22 protein-coding genes are annotated in these 26,232 nt (G+C 54.8%); 19 read left to right on the top strand and 3 right to left on the bottom strand.

Translation table 11 applies throughout. The features are described from left to right. The first annotated feature begins 352 nt into the window (after positions 1 to 352). The 6 genes from tssK (at position 353) to GFB49_RS19530 (ending at position 10,883) form a co-directional block, all read left to right on the top strand. Positions 353 to 1,690, top strand: coding sequence for a type VI secretion system baseplate subunit TssK (gene tssK / locus GFB49_RS19555; protein ID WP_153217788.1), 1,338 nt, complete (start codon positions 353 to 355; stop codon positions 1,688 to 1,690). A 3-nt stretch (positions 1,691 to 1,693) separates the two neighbouring features. Further along, the gene (gene icmH, locus GFB49_RS19550; RefSeq protein WP_153217786.1) at positions 1,694 to 3,613 is read left to right on the top strand and encodes a type IVB secretion system protein IcmH/DotU; all 1,920 of its coding nucleotides are present in this window, start codon (positions 1,694 to 1,696) and stop codon (positions 3,611 to 3,613) included. A 2-nt stretch (positions 3,614 to 3,615) separates the two neighbouring features. Then, on the top strand, positions 3,616 to 7,221 hold the full coding sequence (gene tssM, locus GFB49_RS19545) for a type VI secretion system membrane subunit TssM (RefSeq protein ID WP_153217784.1): 3,606 nt from the start codon (positions 3,616 to 3,618) through the stop codon (positions 7,219 to 7,221). 4 nt (positions 7,222 to 7,225) lie between these two features. Then, entirely contained in the window at positions 7,226 to 7,906 is a 681-nt protein-coding gene (tagF, locus tag GFB49_RS19540) for a type VI secretion system-associated protein TagF (RefSeq protein WP_153217782.1), read from the top strand. 83 nt (positions 7,907 to 7,989) lie between these two features. Continuing rightward, positions 7,990 to 8,703 carry a protein phosphatase 2C domain-containing protein gene (locus tag GFB49_RS19535; RefSeq protein ID WP_153217790.1) on the top strand — a complete coding sequence of 238 codons (714 nt, stop codon included), beginning with the start codon at positions 7,990 to 7,992 and terminating at the stop codon, positions 8,701 to 8,703. After that, entirely contained in the window at positions 8,700 to 10,883 is a 2,184-nt protein-coding gene (locus GFB49_RS19530; RefSeq protein ID WP_153217780.1) for a serine/threonine protein kinase, read from the top strand. Before GFB49_RS19535 ends, GFB49_RS19530 begins: the two co-directional genes overlap by 4 nt. Positions 10,884 to 10,922: 39 nt before the next feature. Here the strand turns inward: GFB49_RS19530 and GFB49_RS21450 are convergent, their stop codons facing one another. From GFB49_RS21450 to GFB49_RS19515, 3 genes are all read right to left on the bottom strand, one after another. Beyond that, the gene (locus GFB49_RS21450) at positions 10,923 to 12,971 is read right to left on the bottom strand and encodes a peptidoglycan DD-metalloendopeptidase family protein (RefSeq protein ID WP_194269423.1); all 2,049 of its coding nucleotides are present in this window, start codon (positions 12,969 to 12,971) and stop codon (positions 10,923 to 10,925) included. A 224-nt stretch (positions 12,972 to 13,195) separates the two neighbouring features. Next, positions 13,196 to 14,014, bottom strand: coding sequence for a hypothetical protein (locus tag GFB49_RS19520; RefSeq protein ID WP_194269422.1), 819 nt, complete (start codon positions 14,012 to 14,014; stop codon positions 13,196 to 13,198). Positions 14,015 to 14,184: 170 nt separating this feature from the next. After that, positions 14,185 to 14,625, bottom strand: a complete 441-nt coding sequence (locus GFB49_RS19515) for a DUF1036 domain-containing protein (protein ID WP_153217774.1) — start codon at positions 14,623 to 14,625, stop codon at positions 14,185 to 14,187. Positions 14,626 to 14,792: 167 nt separating this feature from the next. Here GFB49_RS19515 and GFB49_RS19510 point away from each other — a divergent pair, with 167 nt between their 5' ends. The 13 genes from GFB49_RS19510 to tssE all read left to right on the top strand — a co-directional run bounded on the left by GFB49_RS19510 (position 14,793) and on the right by tssE (position 26,231). Next, a complete protein-coding gene (locus tag GFB49_RS19510; RefSeq protein WP_153217772.1) occupies positions 14,793 to 15,476 on the top strand; it encodes a hypothetical protein in 684 nt (227 codons plus the stop codon). Between the two features lie 77 nt (positions 15,477 to 15,553). Beyond that, positions 15,554 to 16,027: a hypothetical protein gene (locus GFB49_RS19505; protein WP_194269421.1), complete on the top strand. Its 474-nt coding sequence runs from the start codon at positions 15,554 to 15,556 to the stop codon at positions 16,025 to 16,027. A 126-nt stretch (positions 16,028 to 16,153) separates the two neighbouring features. Next, positions 16,154 to 16,696 (top strand): MotA/TolQ/ExbB proton channel family protein, encoded by a 543-nt coding sequence (locus GFB49_RS19500; RefSeq protein WP_343032648.1) that lies wholly within the window; start codon positions 16,154 to 16,156, stop codon positions 16,694 to 16,696. Positions 16,697 to 16,705: 9 nt separating this feature from the next. Continuing rightward, positions 16,706 to 17,164: an ExbD/TolR family protein gene (locus GFB49_RS19495; RefSeq protein ID WP_153217766.1), complete on the top strand. Its 459-nt coding sequence runs from the start codon at positions 16,706 to 16,708 to the stop codon at positions 17,162 to 17,164. Beyond that, positions 17,161 to 17,574, top strand: a complete 414-nt coding sequence (locus GFB49_RS19490) for an ExbD/TolR family protein (RefSeq protein WP_153217764.1) — start codon at positions 17,161 to 17,163, stop codon at positions 17,572 to 17,574. Before GFB49_RS19495 ends, GFB49_RS19490 begins: the two co-directional genes overlap by 4 nt. Then, the gene (locus GFB49_RS19485) at positions 17,571 to 19,058 is read left to right on the top strand and encodes a hypothetical protein (RefSeq protein WP_153217762.1); all 1,488 of its coding nucleotides are present in this window, start codon (positions 17,571 to 17,573) and stop codon (positions 19,056 to 19,058) included. Before GFB49_RS19490 ends, GFB49_RS19485 begins: the two co-directional genes overlap by 4 nt. A gap of 304 nt (positions 19,059 to 19,362) precedes the next feature. Next, the gene (locus tag GFB49_RS19480) at positions 19,363 to 19,953 is read left to right on the top strand and encodes a DUF6931 family protein (RefSeq protein WP_153217760.1); all 591 of its coding nucleotides are present in this window, start codon (positions 19,363 to 19,365) and stop codon (positions 19,951 to 19,953) included. A gap of 20 nt (positions 19,954 to 19,973) precedes the next feature. Continuing rightward, the gene (gene tagH, locus GFB49_RS19475; protein ID WP_153217758.1) at positions 19,974 to 21,467 is read left to right on the top strand and encodes a type VI secretion system-associated FHA domain protein TagH; all 1,494 of its coding nucleotides are present in this window, start codon (positions 19,974 to 19,976) and stop codon (positions 21,465 to 21,467) included. Then, a complete protein-coding gene (locus GFB49_RS19470) occupies positions 21,448 to 22,869 on the top strand; it encodes a type VI secretion system ImpA family N-terminal domain-containing protein (protein WP_194269420.1) in 1,422 nt (473 codons plus the stop codon). Before tagH ends, GFB49_RS19470 begins: the two co-directional genes overlap by 20 nt. Positions 22,870 to 22,975: 106 nt before the next feature. After that, a complete protein-coding gene (gene tssB, locus GFB49_RS19465) occupies positions 22,976 to 23,515 on the top strand; it encodes a type VI secretion system contractile sheath small subunit (protein ID WP_153217754.1) in 540 nt (179 codons plus the stop codon). Between the two features lie 42 nt (positions 23,516 to 23,557). Beyond that, positions 23,558 to 25,048, top strand: coding sequence for a type VI secretion system contractile sheath large subunit (gene tssC, locus GFB49_RS19460; protein WP_153217751.1), 1,491 nt, complete (start codon positions 23,558 to 23,560; stop codon positions 25,046 to 25,048). A 41-nt stretch (positions 25,049 to 25,089) separates the two neighbouring features. Next, positions 25,090 to 25,575 carry an Hcp family type VI secretion system effector gene (locus GFB49_RS19455; RefSeq protein ID WP_153217749.1) on the top strand — a complete coding sequence of 162 codons (486 nt, stop codon included), beginning with the start codon at positions 25,090 to 25,092 and terminating at the stop codon, positions 25,573 to 25,575. A 62-nt stretch (positions 25,576 to 25,637) separates the two neighbouring features. Continuing rightward, complete coding sequence (tssE, locus tag GFB49_RS19450; protein ID WP_153217747.1) at positions 25,638 to 26,231, top strand: type VI secretion system baseplate subunit TssE; 594 nt, start codon at positions 25,638 to 25,640, stop codon at positions 26,229 to 26,231. Position 26,232: the final 1 nt, after the last annotated feature.

Here is a 26,232-nt window from a genome sequence, read left to right as displayed (position 1 = left end):
ACGGCTGAAAGTTATCTTGGCTTTGTTGACGTCACTTCAATCCGGCTCTGGGTCCGCCATTTGTCAACATGACCTAGTACAGTTTCGCTCGTCATTTATTCTTTTTGTGTCTCTCGAACCTAAGATAAATTTCAAAAAACAAAATTGATCAACAATTTGATTCTTTCAAAATAGATTTCTTATTCTTTTGAGGGTGGGTTGTATAATAATATTATTTCTTGCATCACTGTTGCCGAAAGCACATATTAAAACCTATTAACGCCACGGTTTAGTGGTACTTGACCCATTCTATTTAACGGTGCACATGTGATCTGATTTTTGCGTATCCAAGAATTTTTTTGGGGAATATTTTATGTCACGCTTTAGCAAGGTTGTTTGGAAAGAAGGTTTGTTTCTGAAACCTCAGCATTTCCAGCAATCGGACCGGTATTTTGAGAAACATCTCGCGTTTGGACGTTCGGAGATGGGCGCTCAGTCTTTTCCATGGGGCATTGCCGAAGCTGAGTTTGATGGGGGCCAACTGCGGCAGGGGCGGCTTGAGCTTCAGAGAGTTTCAGGCTGTTTTCGCGACGGTACCATCTTTTCCGCCCCTGACGTCGATATCTTACCGACAGAGATCGCGGTTCCAGAAGGCAGTCAGGGTAAAACCATCTGGCTGGTGCTGCCCAATCTGTCCCAGAACGGGCAGGATATCGGAGATATCACCAGTGAGGGCACACGCTACTATGTGAGCGAAGAGGCTGAGGTAACCGACAATGCCCGTGCCAGCCGCAATCAAGAGACGCTTGAAATCGCGGCGCCTCGGCTAGAACTGATGCTGCGGGCTACCGCTCCGGAAGGCTATCAGAGCCTTGAGCTGGGCCAGGTGGCAGAGGTGCGCGATGGTACCGTGGTGGCTTTGGATCAGACCATGCCGCCAACCGGAATGTCGATTTCCTGCCACCGAGCCTATGAAAGCTATCTGAGCGCCGTGATCGGTGCGGTGGAAGCGCGGGTGGAAGTATTGGAACGCTATGCCGCAGATCCAAGTTCCGCCGGCGGCATGCAGGGTAAGGACTATCTGATGCTGATGGTGTTGAACCGCAACCTGCCGTTGCTACGCCATTTGCAAACCCTGCCGGTTGTACATCCTGAGCGGCTGTATTCGGTTCTGATTGCATTGGCGGGAGAGCTGGTCAGCTTTGAGGACCGCGAGCGCCGGGTGCGCGACTATGGCCGATATCGTCATGAGCGGCCAAAAGAAACATTTCTGCCGGTTGTTGACGATATTCGCCGCTTCCTGTCGCGGGATGTGGGACGCGCTATACGCCTGCCGCTGGAAGACCGCAAAGACAATCGCTTTGGTGCCATTGTCGAAGATGCGTCGCTGTTTTCTAACGCAGCCTTCATCATAGAAGTGAAGGCCGATCTTCCGCTGACACAGGTGCAACAACAGTTCCCGCAGTTCTGTAAGGTTGGGCCCGCCTCGCGGATGCGCGAAATCATTGTCAACAACATGCCAGGCTTACCGATCGTGCACCAGCCGACGCCGCCTGCGCAAATCCGTCATGTGACAGGACATGTGTACTTTTTGATCGACAAGTCCAGCCCGCTCTGGCGCGAATTTTCGACGCTGCCTGCCATTGGCCTGCAGATTGCGGGTGCCTGGCCAGGGCTTGCTCTGGAGCTGTGGGCGATACCGGAGGAATGATCCATGACATCGGATGATGATGACCGCACGGTGTTTGGCCAGCGCCTGCCGCAACCACCGCAGTCGGCCTCGAAAGGCGTTGCACCGCAGGGTGGTGAGCAGACAATCTTTGGTATGCCGATTCCAGGCAGCGCCCCAAAGCAACAACCAGCACCACCTGCTTATCCGCCGCAGCCCGCTGCGCCGGCTCCGGGTTACTCTCAGGCCCACCCCCCGGCTCACCCGTATGAGGTGCCGCAGTCTCGAGCTGCGCCGGCGCCACATCCGCAGCAAACCCAAGGCGGCTATGCGCCCCCCCCACCACATGTGCCGGGCGGATACCAGCCGCCATCGCAGATCGCCGCCCAGGGCCAGCCCGCGCCTTATCAACAACCGGCGCCGCAGCCTCCTGCGCCCAGCGGTGACCGGGAAGATACGTGGTTTGGCGGCAACATGCAGCAGGCGCCCGCAAGTCAACCTCGCTATCAAAGCCCTGTACCGCCTTCCTATCCGAACCCAGCGCCAGCGTATGTACCGCAAGGGCAGGGCGTTCCGCCGCAACCCGGACATCCTGCCTCGCCACCCGGCTGGGGGCAGAGCCCAGAACAGACCCAGGGATGGTCGTCCTATAACGAGCCGCAGAACCTGCAGTTCCCAGATGCTCAAGCCGCAAAACAGGCGGCGGTCCAGCTTGCTGCTGCAACCCCAAAGATTGCCTTTGCCGATGCGCTACGTGGTTCGGGGCTTAATATTGGCCATACCTCAAATCCTATTCTTGCGGCGGCAACAGACCTGCTGGTTTTGCTGGGACGGTTGCGCACCGGTATCGTGGAGATGCATGCCATTCCTCTTCGGGACCATGTCGTACGGGAGATCCAGAGTTTTGTTCAAAAGGCACAGGACCACGGTATTGCTCCCGAAGATATTGAAACTGCGCGCTATGCGTTAGCAGCCACTGCGGATGATTTTGTGCAAACGATTCCCGGCAGCGATCCGGGCTATTGGCAACAGTATTCCATGGCGGCAGAGTTGTTGAATGACCGCTCAGCGGGGATTGGCTTCTTTGCCAGACTTGAGCAGGTTGTAGGGCTTTCACATCAGCGCAAGGATGTGCTGGAGTTGATGCTGGCCTGTTTGGCGCTTGGCTTTGAGGGCAAATACCGGGCCGATCCCAATGGGGTTGTGGCGCTGACGCGGATCCGAAATGAGCTTTATCAACGGTTTCGATCCGTGGAGCCGCGGCCAGGGCAGGACCTGTCGGTACATTGGACCCCGATCGTTTTGGGCGGACGACGCAATTCGGCCAGTGTGCCAATGTGGATTGTGGCCAGCGTTGCCGCGGCCATGGTTGTAGCGCTGTTTGCCACCTTGTCGGGGATTTTATCGTCAGATGCGCAGGCCAGCCAGAACACGCTCCTGACATTGACCAACCCAAACGAGCAGATTGCGCTCGAGACCAAAGCGAATTTCGTTGCGAGCGCACCTTATGAGGCGGCCACGCCGGCCCAGCTGGACCGGGTGCGCGGGCTGTTGGATGCGGCGATCAGCGACGGGCTGGTGCAGGTGGAAACCAAGGGCGATTTCATTGCCATACGGGTGGGAGCGCAGCTGCGGTTCAAATCCGGCTCTGCCGATCTGAGTTCTGATTTCACTAGTCTAGCTCAAAGTCTGGGTATCGTTTTGGAAGCCGAGCAGGGTGCCATCGTAGTGGAAGGCCATAGCGATAATATTCCGCTCAGCGGGCGCGGACGCTACCGCACCAATGAAGAGCTGTCGCAGGCGCGGGCAGAAACGGTGCTGGGGATCCTAGCTGGCACGTTGAGTGATCCCAATCGGCTGTCCGCCCTGGGCGTGGGGCCGAATGATCCGCTGGATACGGCAAATACACCCGAAGCGCGGGCGCGCAATCGACGGGTAGAAATCCTGATTGAACGGGAAGAGTGACGATGAGGCTATTCGGGTTCAGCTTGTCGCGGCTGTGGCAGACGCCATGGATGCGGGTGCCCTTAATTGTGGTGGGGATCGTATCGATCTGTCTGGCAGTGTGGTTTGGCTTTTTATGGACGGGGGTTTCCTGGCTGATTTCCCCTTGGCTGCGCGGTGGTGTGATTTTTGCGATCCTGGGCGTGGTGGCCTTGGCGGCTTTTCTAAAATACCGCAAGCGCAAGGCGGCGGCTCAGGCGCTGGAAGAGGCGCTGATTGAAACGCCCGTTGGGGATGGCGCGGTCTTGGCCGATCGCATGCGTGAAGCGCTCGGCAAACTGAAAAAGAACGGCGGCACCACTTACCTGTATGATCTGCCCTGGTACATCATCATCGGGCCGCCCGGCGCGGGCAAAACCACGGCCCTGGTGCATTCGGGCTTGGAGTTTCCCGGCACCGACAAGGCGGCCGTCGCAGGGTTTGGGGGCACTAAAAATTGCGATTTCTGGTTCACCGAAGAAGCGGTGATGATTGACACCGCCGGGCGCTATACCACGCAAGACAGTGATGAGCGCGCTGACCGGATGAGCTGGCAAGCCTTCCTGGAACAGCTGAAAACCGCTCGACCCAACCAGCCGGTCAACGGGGTGATCCTGGCGTTTTCCTGCGATGATCTACTGACGGCGAGCGATGATGCGCTTGATACCCACGCGGTGACAATCCGCAAGCGGTTAGAGGAAATCCACGAGAAGCTGCGCATTGATGTGCCAGTGTATGTGATGTTTACCAAAGCGGACATGGTGGCCGGGTTCCGAGAGTTCTTTGGTCCCTTTGGCGAAGATCGCCGCCGTAGTGTCTGGGGGGTTACGTTCCAGACCAAGAACCGCAAGGAAGAGACCTATAAGGCGGTACCAGCTGAGTTTGATGCACTGGTGTCGCGCCTCTCTAATGAGGTAACGGACCGGTTGAACGAAGAGCCAGACGGGGTTGCACGGATTTCCATTTTTGGTTTCCCCGGCCAGATGGCACTGTTGCAGCGCAATGTGAGTGATTTCATGCGCCGGGTGTTTCAGCGCCCACAGGAAATCCATGCCATTTTGCGCGGCTTTTATTTTACCTCGGGCACGCAGGAAGGCACTCCGATTGATCAAGTGCTTGGGGCGATTGGCGGCAAGGGGTTTGATACAGGGTTTATGTCCGGCAAAGGACGCAGTTTCTTTTTGCATGATCTGCTGCAGAAAGTGATTTTTGCCGAACGGGACTGGGTGGGCTATGATCTAAAAGCAATGCGGCGACGAGCCTTGATGCGGATGTTAGGAACCACCACCATTGTGGGTCTGACAACCACGTCAATGGGATTGTTTGGCTACAGCTATTGGAAAAATGCGAGTCTGATCAAAGAAGCGGACCAGATGTCGCTGGCTTATTCGCAAGAGGTGCAAGCTGACCCGGTGTTGCGCCAGACCATTTTGGATGATCCAAGCCCTCTGCCTGTGATGGAAGCCTTGGCGCTGTTGCGTGATATGCCGGGGGGCTGGGGTGATCCACGTGAACAGGGGATCATTGAGCATATGGGGCTATCGCGGCGCGGAAGTATCCGGCGCGCCTCTCTTGAAGTCTATTCCGATGGGCTGGAACGCCACTTACGTCCAAGAATGATGTTGCAGTTGGAAAATGAGCTGCAGGACTATATCGGCAAACAGGAAACAGAGAAAACCTATCGCGCGCTGAAAGCTTATATTCTGCTGGCAAAACAACAGCCGGGCAAACCGGATGAGGCGGCGATACAGGCGTATTTTGCCGATGCCTGGCTGCCTTATTTCTCGGAAGTGGGGCTAGAAGATGAATATAGTGAGATCAATGATCATCTAGCGGCAATGCTGGAACTGGATGACCGGGTTGAGCCGCGCCTGAAGCCCAATAATTCGATTGTAGAAGCGGCACAGTTGGTACTGGCAACATTGCCGCTTGCGCAGCAGGCTTATAGTTCGATCCAGTCGGATGCGGCGGCGATGGCACCTTACAGCCTGTCGGATGCATTGGATGGGGTACGTGCTGATCTGGTGTTTCGCACCACCGATGGGCGTGGGCTTAATACGCTGACGCTACCGGGGCTATATACGTTCTCCGGCTATTGGGGCAGCTTCCGCACCGCGATGGAAACTGCGGCGCAACGGCTGGAAGAAGAGGCCTGGGTTCTGGGTAAAGCCGGTGAAAAAGTGGATTACTCCGGGCAGATGGCCGGTTTGAACCGTGATATTCACGCACTCTATCAGGCAGACTTTAACCGCCACTGGCAAGAGATGCTGGATCGCATTGAATTGACGCCCATGTCACAGGGCGCGCCGGAGTTTCCTGCGCTGTCTGTGGCTGGAGTGGATTTTGCATCTCCAATCCTAAAGTTGGCTGAAGCGGTGGACCGCGAAACCCGCCTGTCCCGGTTCCTCGATACCATTGAAAACATGGAAGTGTCGCCGCAAGACTTGGCAAGCGGCAATGTCGCTGGGCAGCTGGGAGACGCAGGCTTTAGCGAGGTTGAGCGACGCTCGGGTGCGTTCCAGCGGATTGCGCTGAACCTGCTGAAAGATAAAGCTAAGTTCCAGGGACGCGCAGCGGGTGTGGGCAGCACAGGATCGCTGCAGCGGCGTCAACTGGAAGACGTGGAACGCAACTTTGAAAAGTGGCACAAATTTGTCGACACGGCGGGCGGCGCACGGGGCCGCCCGGTAGATGTGCTGTTGGCAGGGTTGCGGGCGCTGGCGGCCAACCGCCAGAGCGCGGCGCGTACCCCAAATGCGCTACTGGATTCACGCGGGCTGCAGGACGCGCTGAACGATTTGACCCAGAACTTGCCGTTTTATCCGCAGCCAGTGATTGGGTTTGTTAACCAGATCGAAAGTGAGTTCCTGACCATTTCCGCAAATACAACGCTAGAGCAGATCCAGCGGGCCTTGAACGAGGAAATCACTGCATATTGTCGTCAAAATATTGAAACCGCTTACCCTTTTGCCAGCGGTGGACGGCATATTTCAACTGCGGTGTTTGGTGATTTCTTTGGCTATGGCGGCCGAATGGAGAAATTCTATCAGGAGTATTTGCGCGACTATACCCAACGAGACGGGCTTGGCGGTCTGGTTGCACGCAGCGATCGCCCTCTGGGTGCGCGACTGTCACAATCCACGTTGAGTCAGTTCGCCCGCGCCGAACGTATTCGTCAGGCGTTTTTCCCTGCTGATAGCAATCGCCCATCGGTAAGTTTTACCATTCGTCAGACCACCAGTAGCGAGGAGGTGGATTCCACACTGTTGGCTTTTGGTGAGCGTCGGGTGAAGATCTTGCCGAATTCAACCGCCGTGAGTGTGACCTGGCCGGAAGAGACAGCGGATATTGTCTTGACGCTGCTGCCCCAAAAAAACCGGGTGTCCAATTCGCTACGCTTTGGTGGTGGTCGCTGGGCAATCACCGAGTTTATCGAAAAAGGGCGGGGGCGTGCCAATGGCACACAGGTGGACATCACCCATTCCGTAGGTGGGCGTTCCGGTCGCTACCGGTTGGAGTTTGATAGCATTACCGTGCCCTTTCTGATGAAGGAGCTTCGTGCGTTCCAATGTCCGCAGAGCTTGGAGTAAGTGAATGAGTACCCTCTCATCCCGCACCATGATCTATGGCAAGCACCGCGCCTTTGGTGATTTTATCGCCCATGGTCTGCCTCATTCGCATCTGGCGCCACTGGACAGCTGGCTTGAAGCGCAGCTGCCGGTGCTGCGTGCGCAGCTTGGGGACAATTGGGAGATGGTCTGGGCCACGGCCCCACCGCTGTATTTCTGGATCGGGCCAAACATACTAGGGGTACCGCTGCTGGGGGTCTTCATACCCTCTGCTGATAAAGTGGGGCGCCGGTTTCCCCTCATATTTGGTCTAACCGATGTTGTTACTCCGCCACCGGTTGCCGATGGGTTTGAAGCGGGCCCCTATGAAGCGCTGTGGTCCCACATTGTTGAGTTTCGCATGCCGGAGCGCGGCCTGCAGGGCGGCGAGGGTCTGTTGCAAGGTTTTGTAATGCCGCAGTTGCATGGAACCCCTTGGGAGAGCGGCAGTGACGGCACGCTTTGGGGACAGCGGGAAGATGGCAATCTGATGCGCCTGTTTGCGGATGCAAGAAGCCAGGACGCCATTCAGGCACAGTTTACCCGCTCGCATTGGTGGCATCCGGGGCACGACGCGGGGTGGCTGGCCTGCAATGGCTTGCCGGATGCATCCGCGCTGGCGTGGTTGCTGGATCAACAGACAATGCGGCGGGGGGACGGGCAGTGACCACGCAATGGGGCACGCAATTCGAATTTGACGACGCTGGGCGCAGCGACGTGGGACGCGTGCGAAAAATAAATGAAGACAGTATGTTACTCGATCCGCATTGCGGGTTGTGGGCGGTGGCCGATGGCATGGGTGGGCATGCGGCAGGGGATTTTGCCAGCCGAACCGTTGTTGATTGCCTTGACACGCTTGGGGTGGCTTCAACTTATGAAGATCTGCGCCACCGCATGGCGGATCGGCTTAACCAAGCGCATCATCGGGTGAATTTGCACGCGGCTGAGCTTGGTCGTGGATCGATTGGCTCCACCCTTATCGCGCTGGCCACAATCGAAAACCGCTTCCTATGCTACTGGTCCGGCGACAGTCGGATGTATCTGCTGCGTGACAACAAATTGGTGCAGGTCAGCCGCGACCACACCGAGGTGCAGGTGCTGCTAGATTCCGGCCAAATTACCGAAGAACAGGCTGAGACCTGGCCGCGCAAGAATGTTATTACCCGCGCGATTGGTGTGACTCCCTCACTCGAAGTGGAGATGGTAGAGGGACAGTTACAGGATGGAGATCTGTTCCTACTCTGCTCGGACGGGCTTTCGGAATACTTTGGAACTGAGGAATTGGAGCATCTGCTGGCGGCGACTGAATGGTCGCTGGAGGAAATCAGCAATTATCTTGTCGCTCAGGCTGTAGAGCGTGGCGGCAAAGATAATGTTTCAGTGGTTTTGGTTCGAAGCAAGGATATCGGCCTGCGTGCTTTTGAAGTAGATGGGCAATTCCCAGAGTTTGAGGGGATGTTATGAGTGATGAACGCGACGCCTTGACGCCAATACAGTCTGGTGAAGTCTCTGCGGATACCGGACTCGACGATGAACGCACCATTATTCGTCCGATGAGTGCTGCAATGCAGTCGGGTTTGGATCCGGATGCGCCGGCCGCGCAGTTTGACGATCAGACCTCAGGGACAATTCCGCAGCATTTGCCTGGCTCCAGCAAAGGCCCAATAGACGAGCGCACAATCATCTCTCCAATGCAACCTTTGGCCCAGCCTCCTGCTTCTGCGCCACCGCCGGAACAGATCGATCCGAACCAAAATGGTGTTGATCATACAACTGGAGGCCCATCGGCAGTGGAGACCCTTGTGCCTCCGCCGGAAGGCGCTTTTGCACTACCTTTGCAAAAACTGGAACCGGGATATGTAATCAACAACATGTATCGGGTGCTGCAACCATTGGATCAAGGCGGTATGGGCCGGGTGTTTCGGGGGGAAGAGATTGGCACCGGAGAGCCTGTGGCCATTAAGGTGATCTTGCCGGAGTTCGCAGAAGACACAAAAGCAGCTGATATGTTTCGCCGTGAAGCACGCACATTACGGCTTTTGCACCATGATGCGATTGTACGCTATTTTGCCTATGTCCCACCGGATGAGCGGCTCAATCTTCACGCGCTGATCATGGGGTTCATCGAAGGCACCAAACTGTCTGATCGGATCAAATCAACCGGTGCGCTCAGCCTGAATGAAATCTATCGGCTGTTTTCTCGGTTGGCAGACGGGCTCGCAGCGGCGCATGAAATCGGCGTGGTGCATCGGGATCTGTCGCCTGACAATGTGATGTTGCCGGATAGCAAGATCGGCAAAGCGGTGCTGATTGATTTTGGTATTTCGCGCTCAAACGCCATCAAGGATGTCACCCTAGGCAATGAGTTCGCAGGCAAGCTGAAATACGTGTCACCGGAGCAATTGGGCGCATTTGGCGGAGAGGCCGACGGGCGTTCGGATATTTATTCCATGGGGTTGTTGATCTATGCGGCGGCCACCGGTGGCGCGGCGCAAATGGGCAGCTCGATCATCGAGGCGGTCCGGATGCGCGAAAGCGTGCCGGATCTGAGCGCGCTGCCCGTTGAATTGCAGGGGTTGCTGTATCAGATGTTGCAACCTGATCCTGACGCGCGATTAAGCAGTATGACGCTGGTCAAGCAAGCCTTGAGCGAGCTGCAGGGAGATCAAGGTACATCGGCTGGGTTCGTCACCACATCAAGAGGCACCGTCACCCGCGGCACCGGCATGGGTACGATGGGAACACATCCAGGGCAGGCGCAATCTGCCATGACCAGAAGTGTAGAAGGCCTGCAGGCCGCCCCAAATATGACCAATTTGTCTACGGCTGGAACGAAGCCCAAGGCAGAACAAGGGGCGACGACACTCAACACAACAGATGAATTGGCGACACCAAAGCGAAAACCCATGCGGCGGCTTGGCCTGTTGCTGTTATGTGCAGCGCTGTTGGGGGTTGGCGGCTATATTGGCTTGGCCACCCTAGAGAGCAATGGCAGCGCTGAGACACAGCAAAGTGAGGACTTGCCAGAGCGAGATGAAGGACCTGAGGCGTTTTTGGCCAATGCGGTTGCGCCGGGATGTACCTTTGCAACCTTGCGTCAGCATGGGGTCAATGCAACCGCAATCGAAGGATTCCATTCCTCTGGGGTCTCGCTTGCGGGGATCGATGCGGCTTGGGCTGCGCATTTCGACGGGCAACCTGAGTTGGTGACGCGCTTGGTTGAGACCAGCCAATGTGGGGCGCTCTCGTTCGCCAAGGCGTTTCAGGGCCGCGCGGCGGCACAGATTGAACTGGATGTTGCTGACGGGATCGTCAGCCGCCGCGACGAAATTGCAGGACGGCTGTGGGGATCGGCGGGACGCGCGGACTGGCTCGCGATTGTCACGCCCAAGGGCAATGTGCATGCTTTGACCCCACGTCTGCAGGAGCCGATCGGGGAGCAACGCCAGTTTGAGTTCCGCATTCGCTCCGGTGCGCCTGGCACATATCTATTGGTCGCAGTGTCATCTGAAAAAGCGCTGGTTCGCGCAAGCGCAATGCAAGATGGCACCGAAGCGGCTGTGATCTTTGATCTGATCGCGCGGGAACTGGCCCTCGACAGTTCTGGCGCCGTTGATCTGGGTTATGTGCATATTACCCCCTAAGCTCAGCCTGCGGAATTTACGCTCGTAAGCGCAGGCCGATCACAGCGCCGCAAAAAAACGGTCAAGCCGTTCCTGAAAATTGCGAACTTCCACAGGGATTTGGCGCGGCACTGGGGCGGAAGCTTGACCAAGCACGGATAGCTTACGGTCTGCCCAGGCCGCCATCTGAGCATTTGTCCAGCCTTTTAGAAACGGATTAGCCTCCACCACATTTGCACCCATCGTATCCAGTACAGAGGCTTCGGGGTCGGCTCTGAGTGCAACAACTGCGCCTTTGGCACCGAGAAAATGCGCCAGATAGAGGCGGCCCGGCGAAATGTTGAGCCCCGCAGCGCGCAAGACAGCTTCATTTTCGCGTGCCAAATTTGTCACCATAGCGCGGCTCAAATCGGGATCAAAACGCAGCTCCAAGAGTTCTTCACGGCTGAGGCTCTGCGCCAGATCCGGACGATAGGTCCCCATCATACGGAGCCAGGTAGAGGAAATGAACTGGCCCAGACCGGTGGCGGAGGAGCGGCTGTTTTTGGCCCGCGCATTGCCGGCGCTTTCCACCTGAATAATACGGTTGACCAGCGCCTCAACAGCAGCGGATCCGCCGGATGTGCCAAAACCCAGAGGATCGACCGGAACACCGCTGAGACGCATTTCGAAGTGCAGATGTGGGCCGGTGGAGCGTCCGGTCGTGCCCACATAGCCAATAAGTTGGCCTTGTTCGACCGCAGCGCCCTGGCGCAATCCTTCTGCGAAACCATCAAGGTGGGCATAGCGGCTTTCGATGCCGCCGTCGTGGGACAAGTAGATGATGTTGCCATAGGTTGTGGATCGATCAATCTTGGTGATGGTCCCTGAAGCCGTGGCCACTACCGGAGTGCCAATGGGAGCGGCCCAATCCACCCCGTTGTGATGTTGATGTATCTGGGTGACCGGGTGAATGCGCGATCCGAACCCGCTGGTTTTGACCCCTTCCACCGGAACCTTATACCCGGCGCCGAGACCGCCCGGTGCAGGCAAATTTTGAGGCGCGCTTGGGTCAAAACAGCTGAAAGCGCCCGCATCCTGTGATGCGCCCAGCTGGACTTGAGGCACCACATAACAGCGGAACTTAACTTCGGCTTGGTCAACCGCGATGAAAAGCAGCCGGGCAGAGGGCAGTAGGCTTTCGTCCGAGCTCATCAAGAGGCGTAAGGTATCATCCGCACGCACCAACCGATCAAGGTTGGTTGCCCGGCTCAGCATGAGCATGGTTTCACCCACGGCATCCGAACTCATGCCGTTGCGCAACAGTGCCGTATAAAGCGCGTCTTTCAGGCGCATGTCCGCGTTTGGACCCCGCGCACGCAAAACCCGGTCAGCCTTTTCAAGCAGGTTGTCCGAGAACCAAGGATCATCAGAGAGCTCAAAGCGGCCTGGCGCTGGTTGTGACAAAGACAACAAATATTGACCTTGCACATAAAATGAGGCTTGAAGGAATTTCGCCGCACGCCGCTTCGCACTGGTGCGCAGCGCCAGAATATCCCCATCTCCAAGCGAGGCAAATTGTTCGGAGTTCAGCTCTCTTGCTTCGGCTTCGCGGCTGAGTGCACGCAAAATGCGCTGGATTTCGTCGTCGTCGAGACCAGCTTCTTGCAGAACTGGCTCCAACGCGCGGGATCGATCAAGTTGAAACACGTGATCTTGATAAAGTGGCAGCCGCTGCGCCGCAGGCAAAGCGATAGCTTCGGTCACCGTGTTCAGCGGCACTATGGTTTGGGTGGAATGAGTCTCGCTGGCGCCATCAGATGCTGTGGAATTTGTCGGCCGTTGAGGCGTAGCGGAGCGACGCTTTTGGAACGCAGCAAGATCGGCCCCGCTGGAGGGGAGCGTCAAAGTCAAAGTCTGATCAGGATCCAGCAGGGGATCATCGATCAATATCAAAGCGCTGCCTGCGGGGGCTCGCCCACTATCGAGGGCCTGATCCAAGATCATGCGCTGCCGGCCCAATGCGCCGCTTTCCGGCAGCTCGATCACCATGGGCGCGCGTTTGATATTGAGAAAAACCGAAGCATCTAGATCTAGAGTATCCAGCGCTGCAACGTCTTCGGATTGCACCAAATCCTGGTTCGCATCTAAGTCGAGATCTGCTGTGGGCGCGGAAAGCCAGACCTGCCATATTCCAAAGGCGCTGCATGCTAACACACTTAACGCGGCTGAGATCTTTAAACAGATGCGCAACAGGCGCTTGCGACGCAACTTTTTACCGCTCCCGAGAAAGCGTGGGTCGACTTCAATTGTTCTGTTTAAAGGGGGCAGGTGATCCACGTTTTTGCGTCGCTTTAACGGAAAACTCCGGCACGCGGGACAGAGCTCCCGCTCGAAGCTGGGGGGCGTGCAGGTGCGGGCGCTGCCTGCGGCGCGGGTGTAGTTCGTCGTGGCCGGTTATTAGTCACCGAAGGTGTTGTTGGTTGTTGAACCCTAGCAACCCGGCAAGTGACGTCACCGTTCAGAACAATGCTGCGAAACAGCTCATTGCTGGGTGCAGAGCTCGGCGCACGATTGCCATTGTCCAGAGTCTGGAAATAACTGGTAACCGATCTACGTGAACCGCCGCCCCAAACACCATCAATTGAAGAGCGATAGCAATTCATCCGTGCCAGTTCCTGTTGCAAAACGCGTGCCAGCTGTTCTTCGGGCGGGTCGATGTGACCGCCCTGAACCAACTCCCGAAACAACTCCGGGTTGGAAGTTCTCAGCGCTTCGCGACTCTCAAGATCATCAAATGCAAAGCCAAAGGCAGCCACAGTTTCGTCTAGCAAGCCTTCTATACCAAAGCGTTCTTCGGCGCCGGGCTCTATTATTCCAAGAACAATCGAAGGACTGGGGCGGCCGACTGTTGTGGGCCTTGCTTCGCGGCTAGCGGTATTGAACCTGGAAATTCTAGGCGGTAGGGCCTGAGGTGTATATGCCGTTACCAAAATAACTTCTTCTGTGGTGTCAGCAGAGATCTGATCTTCGATATCGAAGGTAATTGGCTCGAGGGAGAACGCATCTCCGGCATCCGCCGTCTGATCGACGCTCTGAGCCAAAAGCGGGGCGCCGCTTTGGATCATAATGATCAGAGCGCAGCATAGCGTTGAAAAACCTGACACGCGCATGGGTGGAACGGTCCTAAAAATTGAATTAATCTATAGGTTGAGTGTCTCTCGAGACGGCCGCCACTGTCAATCGCGTGCGTTCGGTTTCAGCGCGAAAACGCCATTGAATGTGAAGGCTCCGGACTGATCTGGGAATAGGTATCTTAACATCGATGAACCCCAACGCCGGATTAATGACCAGCCGCATCCTGCAGTGCAATAATATTGAAGGTCCAGTGCGGGGAGTTGCCTGTGTCGATCTCTCGAAAATCCGCAGCGATTTTACCACGTTGCAGGCAGTTATCGCGGCTTTCAATGCGAAATTCGCCATTGTCCACACACATAGCGGTGTCGCCTTCGAACATTGGATTGCGAAAGACATCCTGTGCATACACATAGACAAAGCGTGACGTCAGATCTGTTTCGATTACATCGGCGCATTGATTTGGGCCTACCACCCACCAACCAGAGGTGACCCAGGCCTGGAGATCCCACTGGCCGATCGCAATATTCACCACATCGAGGGTTTGATTACAGATTCGCAAACTCGCATGCGTTTGCTGAGGGAAATGTGTCAAAAAAAAGGTAAAAATGACAAAAAAATGCCGCCTTTTTAACGGTCTGCGGGACATCTTTAATCCGTTTGTGTTTTCTGGATCACTACAAGGGTGACCCTAACGTGTTGAATTTACAAGGCTAGATTGTTTTTCCCAAAGGGCCGAAGAAAAAAACAGGAAATTTTGTGTGAGCGTGAGTTTAGGGGATGCTGCTCATGAAGTGGATATGGTAAATTACACTCATGAAACGTGTCTTTGCCATTTCGGGTTGCTTGATCGCATTAACCAGCGTTGGAGGTGTTGTGTTGTCTGAGGTGCACAACCAATTCGCGCGGCCTGCGATGGTCAAGTCAGTGGACATCAAAATGCCCCAAGGCCCAGAGATGGTAGCGCCAGCGGCTGAGACGGCTTTTGTTGCAGCTGAGGTTGGGGCGTTTACGCCCAACGTTGGCGGACGCTCGCTGATAACAGCTTTGAGTGTTCCGGTGGCATCGGATGCTCCGATCAGAGCGCAGAACGTGATCCACGCCCCACGGGAATCCACTAATGTGCGCGTTTCCCTGCGCCCTCGGGCGCGTCCGGCGCAAACTTTGCACGCCATTCCACAGACAGTTGTTGTTGCGAGTATTTCTAAGGAGCGTACCTCCCAAAACAACCTGTCTTCCGAGCCAGAAAAAACCAAACAATTGGCCGCCTTGGTGCTGAACCATTCCTCTGCCAACGGGAATCACCCCGTCGCGCGAAAAACGCCGCAAACCACACTCTCTCAGAAAGATTTTGTCAGGGTCGGTATTTTAGGACCCCGTTCATCCCCGCAGTCTGAGCGCAAAACTCAACAAACAGATGGCATCCGAGGCCTGTTTGCATCCTGGGGTGATGGCGGCGCAAAATACGATATAGGAACGCAGCACGGTGTCTACCGTTAGGCGAGTTTAGGGTTGACAGAAACACCTCATAGGCCACTAAATGCAGGCAATTGATTTTAGACAATTGCAGGAACAGTATGTTTCGTCGGTCCTTATATTATACCTTGGCAATTTTTGCCTGGTACGGCAGTGTGAGTGGTGCATTTGCGCAGGAAAGCGCATCAGTACTGGAAAATAAAGACGCTGGTCATTTTCTAATTGAACTGAACCGAGCGACAGACAAATCCACTGATAGCATAAATGCATGCGAACTGGTGATTTTTGCCCACAACCAAATCGGCGCAAGTCTGGATCAAATATCATTCAAGCTCGCGGTTGTTGATTCATACAGCAAATTCATCAGCTTACTGTCTCTTCCCCTGGGGCCCATGCGAGCGAATGATAGCAAGTTCGCCTCTTATACATTGAAATTGGGGTGTGGTGAAATTTCCAAAGTTGTGGTGAACGAAATTGATGTTTGTCTGCTGGATGACGCAACAGACAATAGCGGAATTTGCCACGACACACTTGAGGTTAACTCGTTAGAAGCCGCTATAGAGATGGCACTTTAAAATTATTTAGAGAGTACTTTTGAAATGCTATCTAGTGAACTGACTCTCCTTGGTGTCGTATCTTTTGGAGTGTACGCGACACTTGCGGCACTGTCCGTTTTTGCTCTTTCTACGGGTATTTTTAAGGTGATCCAATTTTCGCGTCGCGGTTTGGGTGGGCGGAAAGAAGCGGAAAAAATCCTTGATGACTGGCTGAGTGGCCGCGTAGATGACGCCATTCGTCAGGCTGGTACGCGCAAATCCGTTCTGGCACGTGTTCTGCATGCGGTGTTTTCCGGATTGCAAGCCCGTCCCAATGATCCCTCTTATGCCGAAGAGCTGAGCCGACAGACCGTGCTGATCGAGCTAGCACATTTAAGCGAGCGCATGCGATCGCTGGATATGGTGGTCCAGGCGGCGCCGATGTTGGGGCTGCTGGGTACAGTGGTGGGGATGATCGATGCATTCTCGGTGTTGGCGGTGGTTGATGGCATCGTGGATCCTGGCGCCTTGGCCGGAGGGATTTATGTTGCGCTGACAACCACTGCGGTGGGGCTGGCAATTGCTCTTTTTGCGTTTTTCATTGCCACCTGGCTTGAAAGCCGCATTGACCGAGAGCGTACGATCATGGAGGCGCTGGTGTCCGCCGCTATACATGGACGCGTTGGGCCAAACAGCAAAGCGGCCTGAGGCAGTGTCATGAACCAGTCGAAAATGGCGGTTCCAGTAAAAAAACGATCTTACAAGGTGGCGTTGACACCTTTGGCTGATGCGATGTTTCAGCTGCTGACGTTTTTCATGCTGACAACCAGCCTGACCCCATACTCAATTCTGACCATCGGATCCAATCCAGAAAGTCAAGCTGCCGATGCCGTTGATGCGCTGGGTTCAGGTGCAGGAAATGGCGGCGATGCGTTGCCATCGGACGTAATCATCTGGCAGTTGGAGGATGGCATTGTGCGCTCGGGTGGGACCAAATTCGACCGCACACAGCTGCATGATCTGTCTGAGGCATTGTCATCGCAAGCAGGCACGGTTCATGTACAGCTGGTCATCGGGCCCACCGCACTCATTCAGGATGTCGCCACTGCGATGGCTGCCTTGCGTGCTCATGGTGTTGAGCACGTCGAAATCAAGCGAGTTGGAGCGGACTCATGAGCCGTTTTAACAGTCGTTTTTTTGAAGAAGAGCGCGGGCAAACCAAAATCGATTCCTCTTTGGCGATGGTTAACATCGTGCTTTTGTTGATCTTCTTCTTTATCTCAAGCGGCTCGATTCTTGCCTCGAGAGAGGTGACGGTTGAACTGCCGGAAACCACGAATCTATCACTGGATACGCTGCCGAGCCCATTGTTGGAGATACAGTCCGACGGTGGCATGATCTTGGATGGAGTTGAGATCCCAGTGGGAGCGCTGGCTACCGCAACCCTGGATACGCCAGTTCTACATGTACTGGCGGATCGCGACACCAACGCTATTCGGGTGTTTGAGGTACTGGAAGCTGAAAATCTGGTGGCGGTTGAATTGCGTTTGGTTACATTGCATCAGGCCGGTGAGGCAGGATCATGAGTTTTCTGCCCTATGCACCCCCGCGCCCTTGGCAATGGCGATTGTCCACTGGGTTGTCGTTTTCGGTGCATGGGGGGGTTGCCGCAGCATTGTTTGCGGGATCAGTTTCGTTTTTGCCGTCGCTCCGACCAATGAACGAGCCGGAGGAAGATTTTGCGCTGGTCAGCATTGATGTATTAAATCCGGTGCAGGTTTTGGAGCCGGAGGAAGAAACCCCGACACTACTGACGCCGGAGGATCCCGAGAATGAGCTGCTGCCTGCGGCGGACGAGCTTGCGGAAGCGCTTGAACCTGAGGTGATTAGCGAACAGGTTGCAGAGGACATTGAGCCAGAAGAGCTTCTACCTGATTTGCCCGCTGAGATCGCCGAGGTGGAGCCGGTTGAAGAGCAACCCGTGCTACAAGAGCTTGAAGCGGTTGAGACGCCAGAAGTTTTTGAGGGAGCAGAACAAGTAGCTGTACTCCCTGTGGAAGAGAGCATTGAGGCAGATGTGATTGCGGCGGATGAGCCGGTAGAGGAACAGCCTCTACAGGAGCCACCCGCGGCTGAGGTGGTAGCTGAGAGCGGCTTTGAAGTTGAAGACAACACATTTGATATTGCTACAAAAGATCTGCTGGAAATCGAAGGGCAAGGCGTCGGCTTCGGCGACACCCTCCCGCCGCAAGATGTGGTGTCATTAGATACCGCAGGGAATATTCAGGAGCCAGAAAGCGTCGGCCCAGATCTCCCCGAAGATACCATTGGGGCCGTGGACGATGCAGGTACAGGTTCTCAGCAATTGGCCACGCTTTTACCTGAGGTAGTGGAGACGGGGCCACTTGATACGCCCAGAAAGGCGCAGATAATAACGGCGCCAAACGCTCAAATGCGGGGTATTGGCCAGCTGATTCATCAGATCAGGGCGGCTCCGCAACCTCAGTGCGGTTTGTTGCTGCCGCGACGCGGGAGCAATGGGGGCCTTGGGTTGTCCATGATCGGGGCAGACGACCTGCTGCTAAATGCGGCGGCAGATAGAATCGTAGACCGTGTTGATGCAACTGTTGCACGTCATTTCGACAGTATTGATCTGCGCCAATGCGCGGCACTGGATGCGTTGCGTCTTAGTGCGGCGTATCCGGCCAGCCGATTGGGGCTGGTGCTTGAGCAGAGCACTCTGAACAGCGGTGACAGTCTTCGCGCGCGCGTGGTAGGGGCAGGAGGGCTGAACCTTACGCTCTTACTGATCGATGACAACGGCGTGGTTCAGGATCTTTCGCGTTTTGCCACAATCGAAGGAGATGTGGTGGAGGTGGATGCGCCCGTTGTACGCGTGGGCACAAATCGGGATACCAAGCAGTTGCTGTTTGCATTGGGGCACGGCGAAGCTAGTTTCAATCTTGAAAATGAAGTCGGTCAGTTAGCGCAAGACGTGTTTTCCAGCCTGTCGACCAATCTACTGGAAGATTCAGTATTTGGAATGGCTGCGTTTCAGGTGCTTCAGTGATTTGGAAATTCAAATACCCTGAAGAAATTTTTCGGCGCAGATGACTAAAATCGGGTGGTTTATTATTGACTGTATAAGTATTGCGAAATTTCTGACATCATCCATGTTTATAAAATAGATGTTCGCAAAAGGCGCCGACGCCTTGACTTATGGTAAGGCTCGAAGCTTAAGGGAATTTTGAGAGTTAAATTTGTTGTTTTGGATTGATTTTCTATTTTACTAAAAGGTTGTAATACTCAGTGGAGATTTGCCACACATGCAAAAGCATCTATTAATTGGCTGTAGAAGAAGCGGGACACATTAAATGGATTTTCTTGGCGAACAAGGCAATGATTTAACGGTGCCGCCGTTGCGTACTTTGCGCCATGACAGCCCGTCTGCTTTATATAATGCTCTGCCCGAAGTTGCCGCCTTTACGAAACACCGGCCAATGGTAGAGGAAGATAGTTTTTCTTATTTTGAGAGGTTAAGGGGATCTACCACTCCAGAGGATGCGATTACTTTTACAGCCTTTGCTGCAGAAGCGAAATTTTCCATTCACTGGGCCTTGCAGGCAGCCCGCAGTATTTTGCCTGATCCGGCCGCAGAAGAGGTGCATCTGCTGACAGCAATCACCCAATGGCTGGACGCTCCGGGCAATCAAACGCGCTGGCGCACCTTGCAACTGGCACTGTTTGCCCATCAACGCACACCATTTGTCTACCTGGGACTGGCAGTTGGTTGGTCTGGCGGCATGATGGCACCCAATGATCCCTGCCGCCCTCCCTTGTGGCGCAGCCCTTGTGCTGTCAACGCAGCTCTTCTTACCACATTGGCTCGCGGCGGCGCCGAGCAAAGATCGGTGCATATGGCGCGGATTCTGGATGCTTCCTCGCCGCTCTTTCGAATGATTTAAAATAGACAGTCCTGAGTGCGATGACAATGTTAACCCTGCGGATCGAAAATCTTGCCACGCTGGACAATGGCGGTCCAATTTCCTTGCAGCTCGCTGGCAAGGGGGCGCAGATCGGCCGGAAGGTGGGGATGGATTGGGTCTTACCAGATCCCACTCGTCATATTTCGGGCCATCACATTGATATCACCTATGAGCAAGGGGCTTACGTTTTGCATGATGTGTCCAGCAACGGCACATTTCTGCATGGGGAACGGTATCGGATGTCCGAGCCGCGTGTGTTGCAAAATGGTGACCGGCTGAGCGTCGGGCATTATGTAATACTTGTGGAAATCAGCGCCGCATTGCAGCCCGCAACTGAGATGGCGCACCAGGCTGTAGCGGCCACATATGCAGGTAGCGGTGGCCACAATAACCCAGCGATGCCGCCGCCGATACAACCGCCAATGCATCCACCCGAATCGCCACCGGTTCCGCATCAGCCTGACGCAGGCACCGCGCCGGAGCCCGCCCAGGAACCATTTGACGACGTTTGGGGGGATTTTGCTGGCCTGCAGAAACAAGACTCGGCGTTGGTGCAAGGGGCCGAAACTCCACAAACTGCAAATCTGGAGCATTTTGCGGGCAGCCCGGCGCCACGTGAGCTGTCTGTTCCCCCTCAGTTCACAGCACCCCTTGCGGATCCATCGCTGGCGGTGCAGCAGCCGCAGCCAGGTCAATGGGGAGACGCCGGGGTTGAACTACCGCCGTCCGCTTCATTTGTGTCACCTCCGGCGCCCGTCCCGCAAATGCCCGCACCTGCTGCAACACAAATGCCGTCACAGACGCTGGAGCAACACCACCCTGTCGGCGAGATTTTCACACCTGCAAGTCTGCCAGAGATGGCCGCTCCTGCACGGGCTGCACCCGCGACACCAGGCCAAACCGCTGCGCCGTCTGAGGCAGATTTGCTGTTGCAGGGTTTTCTGCAAGGGGCCGGCTTAAGCGATGTGCAACAGCTTCAACTGCCCCTGGATGAGCTTGGGCGTATGTTGGGGCGCTGCGTTCGCGACGGTGCCTCTGATATGATCGCATTGCTGCAAAGCCGGTCTGCAGTCAAATTATTCATCAGTGGCGAAGACCGAACCATGCGGGTAGCCAATGGCAACAACCCAATGAAATTCCTCACCGATCCAGAGCGCGCTTTTGAAGCCATGTTTGTGGCACCACGCGACGGGTATATGACCGGATCGGATGCATTCCGCGACGCGTTGAGCGATATCCGGGCGCATCAGGATGCAGTGGTTGCGGCACTGCAGCCAGCTTTGGCTGAAATGCTGGAAGGGTTGTCGCCGGAAGAAATAGAGGAAGCGGTGGGCGGACGTCTGGTGGGCGGCAATGGCCGCAAGTTCTGGGCGGAGTTTACAAAACGCTGGGAAGCCGGGGCTTCGCAGGGCGAGAACGGCATGCTTGATGCATTTATCAAAGCTTTCTCGCGCCACTATTCCGATGCGATCCGTGAAGGACAGGGTAAGTAATCAAATGAGCTTAGAATGGATTTCTCAACCGCTTAACGAGGCTTCTCCGGCGGGGGATGACTTGTTTGAGACTGATGACGCCGCATATGGAGACTACTATTTTGGGGCGGTGGGACGATTACCAGAACCGGGGGATTATTTCCGACCCGGTATGGAGATTGGCGGCAACAAACAGCCAGATGTCATCTTTGACCCCAAATCCGTAGCATTAGGCGAGGAACTGGCCGCAATTGATGGGCTGTTAAAGCGCAGCCGTGATTTGCGCCTGCTGGTGTTGCGGGCGCAATGGGCCATGCTCGCGGGGGATTTAGAGACCACGGTGGAGAGTGTGGAAGCCACGGCTGCCTTACTGGAGGCTTTGCCCGATGCGGCACATCCCAAGCTTGTGGACGGGCCACGAGATCGTTTGGACGCGTTGAACGATTTAACTCAGGTTGGGGCGATGATATTGCCCCTGCGCTATCTGAACTTGGCGGGCAGTGGAACTAGCCTACGCAAGATCTTGGTCACGAAAGGGCGCTATACGCCGCATGACGGCGAACATGACCTCATGCTGGATCCTTTGCTCAAGATGTTAGCGGAGGCGGGCGACGAGTTCGATGTAGTGCGGGGCTTGATCAAACGCTTTTTTGCTGCCTTGGAGCAGATCGAGATGGCATGTCTGAGCAGTGATACGCCGCATAAGCCGCAATTGCGCAGCCTGAAAGACGAGCTGACAGAGATTTTGGCCCTGTTGGCAGAGGCACGGCCTGATCTTGACCAGCTGGATGGCGATTCGGACGAAGTAAGTGGCTGCGAGCTGGAAGTGCCGCCTTATGCGGCTGCCCAGGCGTCCCACGCGGGGCACATAGAGGGCGGCTCCGTCTGGGTTGCTCCTGTGACTGAAGTCCAATCTCACGATGAGGCGCGCGAAAGGCTGAAAGCTGTTGAAAACTATTTCACCCTGCGCGAGCCCTCGTCGGCAGCCCTGTTGCTGGTAACACAGGCACGGTTGCTGATCGGCAAAAGTCTTATTGACGCTTTTGAGGAACTGATGCCCAATGCCGTGGACCGGGCTGTGGTTGAATTTACCTCTGCTTTTGACTTTAAGCTGGCACGCGGCCAGCTGCGGTCGCTTGCAGATCACGCGGACATTGGTGCGGAAGAGGTGGCCGATTCTGGCCACTCGGACACGGCTTCTGGTGGTGGCGGAATTGAAACGCCGGACCTTTCTCCAGCTACATTTGGAAACTTCAAAGTAAACAACCCTGAGGATGCTAAATCTCAGATTGCAGCCGTTGAAAATTTCTTTCGTTCGGTGGAAAAATCATCTCCAATTCCCCTTCTCTTGGCGCGCGCCAAGGGTTACATAGGTAAAGATTTTGAGTTTTTGATGAGAGAATTTATTCCAAGCGATTATTAACCTTTTAGGTTGTTAAAATGGCAAGTCGCACCTTGACTCAAATGGTGTGACTAAGTCAGATGCCGTTGAAATTATCTGTTTATGCATTATGGGAAGGAGCGCTGATATGGCGTCTGATACTGGTTCTAGTCATATTCGTAGAAATAGACCTCCGCGCGTTCACATCTCCTATACGGATCCGATCGACGCTCAAAAAGAGGTTGAATTACCCTTTGTCATGGGAATGATGAGCGACCTTTCGGGAAATGCGCCCGGCAAAGAAAAATCTCCAGTCGAGCAACGAGAATTTGAAAAAGTCACAAATTCGACTTTGGACAGTTACATGGAAAAGAAAATCCAGCCGGGCCTTGCAGTCATGGTGGACAACAAATTAGACGGCGGCGAAGGTAAAATGGGTCTCAATCTTCGATTTAATTCGATGGAAGATTTTGAACCTGCAAAAATTGCCACACAGGTTCCTGCCTTAAATGAGCTGCTGGAGGCGCGCACGCAATTGGCAGATCTGCTTTTGTACATGACCTCCAAGCCAAAGGCGCAGGAACAGATCAAAGATCTGCTGAATGATCCGGAACGGCTGAAGGCCATGGCTGAACAGGCGCGTGCCGAAGCTGCAGCCGCCGCTGAAGAGAACAGCGGCGAAAGCTGAAGTCTCTTTCTGGCTATAGACACATTTTAGGGAGCGTGCCCGATGACTGAAGAAGCTCAGGTCCAAGAAGCCGTTAGTGCCGGTCAATCTGATCTGGAAGACTTTTCCGCAATTTTGAAAGCCACGATCAACCCAACCACTGAAGTGGCCGAAAAAGCCATCGACAATGCCTTGGCAACTGTGGTGCAGGAGGCTGTCAAAGATCAGGCGTTGATCGATGACGACGTGATCGACACCATTCAATCCATGATCGCAGGGCTGGATCGGCAGCTGAGCAATCAAGTGAATGAGATCCTGCACAATGAAGAGTTTCAGGCGCTGGAGTCTTCCTGGCGCGGGCTCGCTTATACGTTGAACAATTCAGAGACCGGCGCCAGCCTGCAAGTGGAAGTTATGAACGCTTCCAAGTCAGAATTGAGCAGCATGATGAAACGGTATCCCGGAGCAAAATGGGACCGCTCACCGCTGTATCGCCAAGTCTATGAGCGCAAAATTGGTGCATTGGGCGGCGCTCCAATGGGTGCGCTTGTTGGTGATTACTACTTTGATCACTCTTCGGCCGATGTGGCTTTGCTGAACTCGGTTTCTAAGATCGCAGAGGCATCGCTTGCTCCTTTCATTTCGGCTGTGGGCCCCCGGTTGCTGGGTCTGGAATCCTGGAATGACATCTCTAACCCGCCAGATGTGGAAGATCTGTTCACCGCCTCAGACTATGCCGGTTGGAACTCTCTGCGCGACAGCGAAAATGCACGCTTTCTTGGGTTGACGTTGCCACGCGTTCTTGCGCGAGAACCCTATGGCCCAGACAGCACCATGACGGTCGAGGAATTCAACTTCACCGAAGAGACCGATGGTCACAATGGTGAAAAATATTCTTGGATGAATGCCGCGCACGCGATGGCGGTAAATATCAACCGCGCCTTCAAGGAGCACGGCTGGACGGTGCGTATTCGCGGTGTTCAGTCCGGCGGTGAGGTTTCTCAGCTGCCAACGCATTTGTTTGACACCGGATCGGGTGAAAACGACCTTAAGTGCCCAACCGAAGTGTCGATCGATGATCGTCGTGAAGGGGAACTGTCCAAAGTCGGGTTGTTGGGCCTGATCCATCGGCAAAACACCGACAAAGCAGTCTTCCTTGGTGGGCAATCGCTTTATAAGCCCAAGAAATACACCGATCCATTGGCGACGGCTTCTGACAATATGTCTTCGCGCCTGCCGTATATGTTCGCGGTCTCCAGGTTCAGTCACTACCTGAAGTCCATGATCAGAGACCAGATCGGATCCAGTGCTGACAAGGATCAGATCCGGCAGAACCTGCAAACATGGATTGATCAATATGTGACCTTGAACCCGGAAAACGCCGATGAGCGTGAAAAGGCAAGTAAGCCATTGGCTGACGCTAAGGTTGAGGTCGTCGAGGATGAGTTAAACCCCGGATATTACATGGGTAAATTCTTCCTTAAACCCCACTTCCAGATGGAAGGTATGGATATCGGGATGAGCTTGGTATCCAAAATTCCGCCTCCAAAATAATTGGTTGGCACCGTCATTTTCGTAACTAAGGAGACAGGTAAATGGCTGTCGATATTTTCCTCAAATTAGACAAAATTAAAGGCGAGTCTGTTGATGACAAGCACACGGGAGCAATTGATCTCTCTCAGTGGTCATGGGGTATGACCCAGTCCGGAACCACTCACCTTGGGCCCGGTGGTGGCTCTGGCAAAGTCAACGTTCAGGATCTGACGTGTACCAAATATGTAGATATGGCGACGCACGACCTGCTGAAGCATTGTGCGACAGGTACTCATATCGCTGAAGGCGAGCTGATCGTTCGTAAAGCGGGTGCGACTCCTCTGGAGTATATGAAGATCAAGATGTGGGAAATCATGGTCTCTTCCTACTCCACCGGTGGTTCCGGTGATGGCATGGATCGGGTGATGGAAACCGTCACGCTGAACTTTGCAAAGTACGAAGTGACTTATGCATCTCAGAAAAAAGATGGTTCCAAAGGTCCGGAAGGCAAAGCCGGCTTCGACATCGCGAAGAACGTTCCTGTTTAAGTCAGGATCTTATGGGCGGTGTAACAGCCGCCCATTTGTGATTGGATTATTTTTTAGCACCCATGGCAAGCCTCGTTCCGGAGACAGAGTACGACCGACCACGACGGACTCGGCGCGTTCACGAGCGCTCGCGGGTCGCGCTTTTTGATGTCTTTCGTCATTCGTTCGAGGAGAACGATGCAAAGGCAACAGATGGCCGAAAGAGAAGTGGCGATCCCGGCCAGCATGCGCGGTCTACTGCCCGGCGCATTGGTGTAAGTGAGGAAGAGCTTCGCAGCCATGTTAAAAAGCATCTTGAGGTTTTGATGAACACGGTGCGCCTTGATGCCGTGGTGGACCTCAAAGGGTTTCCAAACGTTGCGCGTTCGGTGGCAAATTATGGGTTTCGCGATCTGTCCGATTTAAGCCGCAAAGATCTTTTTGCGCCTGATGTGGGCCAATCCATAAAGCAATCTTTGCGTGACCATGAGCCCCGGCTGGTAGATGAAAGCATTGAAGTGAAGATCCGGACGGTAGATGGAGACGAAACGCAGCGAATTGCGCTCAACGTATTGGCAGACTTAATCGCAGATCCAGCGGATATTCCTGTTGATTACCAAGCGGATATAGACACCGGGAGCGGCAAGGTCATTTTGCAGTCCCGAAAGCGGTCATAAG

It is taken from the genome of Tritonibacter litoralis (genome assembly GCF_009496005.1).
Taxonomy (GTDB): Bacteria; Pseudomonadota; Alphaproteobacteria; order Rhodobacterales; family Rhodobacteraceae; genus Epibacterium; species Epibacterium litoralis.
This window is presented reverse-complemented; position numbering and strand designations above follow the sequence as displayed.

What these genes read in the sequence shown, in the direction of transcription:
- tssK (WP_153217788.1), top strand. Translation starts at nt 353, where the DNA reads ATGTCACGCTTTAGCAAGGTTGTTTGGAAAGAAGGTTTGTTTCTGAAA.
- icmH (WP_153217786.1), top strand. Translation starts at nt 1,694, where the DNA reads ATGACATCGGATGATGATGACCGCACGGTGTTTGGCCAGCGCCTGCCG.
- tssM (WP_153217784.1), top strand. Translation starts at nt 3,616, where the DNA reads ATGAGGCTATTCGGGTTCAGCTTGTCGCGGCTGTGGCAGACGCCATGG.
- tagF (WP_153217782.1), top strand. Translation starts at nt 7,226, where the DNA reads ATGAGTACCCTCTCATCCCGCACCATGATCTATGGCAAGCACCGCGCC.
- GFB49_RS19535 (WP_153217790.1), top strand. Translation starts at nt 7,990, where the DNA reads ATGTTACTCGATCCGCATTGCGGGTTGTGGGCGGTGGCCGATGGCATG.
- GFB49_RS19530 (WP_153217780.1), top strand. Translation starts at nt 8,700, where the DNA reads ATGAGTGATGAACGCGACGCCTTGACGCCAATACAGTCTGGTGAAGTC.
- GFB49_RS19520 (WP_194269422.1), bottom strand. Translation starts at nt 14,014, where the DNA reads ATGCGCGTGTCAGGTTTTTCAACGCTATGCTGCGCTCTGATCATTATG.
- GFB49_RS19515 (WP_153217774.1), bottom strand. Translation starts at nt 14,625, where the DNA reads ATGTCCCGCAGACCGTTAAAAAGGCGGCATTTTTTTGTCATTTTTACC.
- GFB49_RS19510 (WP_153217772.1), top strand. Translation starts at nt 14,793, where the DNA reads ATGAAACGTGTCTTTGCCATTTCGGGTTGCTTGATCGCATTAACCAGC.
- GFB49_RS19505 (WP_194269421.1), top strand. Translation starts at nt 15,554, where the DNA reads ATGTTTCGTCGGTCCTTATATTATACCTTGGCAATTTTTGCCTGGTAC.
- GFB49_RS19495 (WP_153217766.1), top strand. Translation starts at nt 16,706, where the DNA reads ATGAACCAGTCGAAAATGGCGGTTCCAGTAAAAAAACGATCTTACAAG.
- GFB49_RS19490 (WP_153217764.1), top strand. Translation starts at nt 17,161, where the DNA reads ATGAGCCGTTTTAACAGTCGTTTTTTTGAAGAAGAGCGCGGGCAAACC.
- GFB49_RS19485 (WP_153217762.1), top strand. Translation starts at nt 17,571, where the DNA reads ATGAGTTTTCTGCCCTATGCACCCCCGCGCCCTTGGCAATGGCGATTG.
- GFB49_RS19480 (WP_153217760.1), top strand. Translation starts at nt 19,363, where the DNA reads ATGGATTTTCTTGGCGAACAAGGCAATGATTTAACGGTGCCGCCGTTG.
- tagH (WP_153217758.1), top strand. Translation starts at nt 19,974, where the DNA reads ATGACAATGTTAACCCTGCGGATCGAAAATCTTGCCACGCTGGACAAT.
- tssB (WP_153217754.1), top strand. Translation starts at nt 22,976, where the DNA reads ATGGCGTCTGATACTGGTTCTAGTCATATTCGTAGAAATAGACCTCCG.
- tssC (WP_153217751.1), top strand. Translation starts at nt 23,558, where the DNA reads ATGACTGAAGAAGCTCAGGTCCAAGAAGCCGTTAGTGCCGGTCAATCT.
- GFB49_RS19455 (WP_153217749.1), top strand. Translation starts at nt 25,090, where the DNA reads ATGGCTGTCGATATTTTCCTCAAATTAGACAAAATTAAAGGCGAGTCT.
- tssE (WP_153217747.1), top strand. Translation starts at nt 25,638, where the DNA reads ATGGCAAGCCTCGTTCCGGAGACAGAGTACGACCGACCACGACGGACT.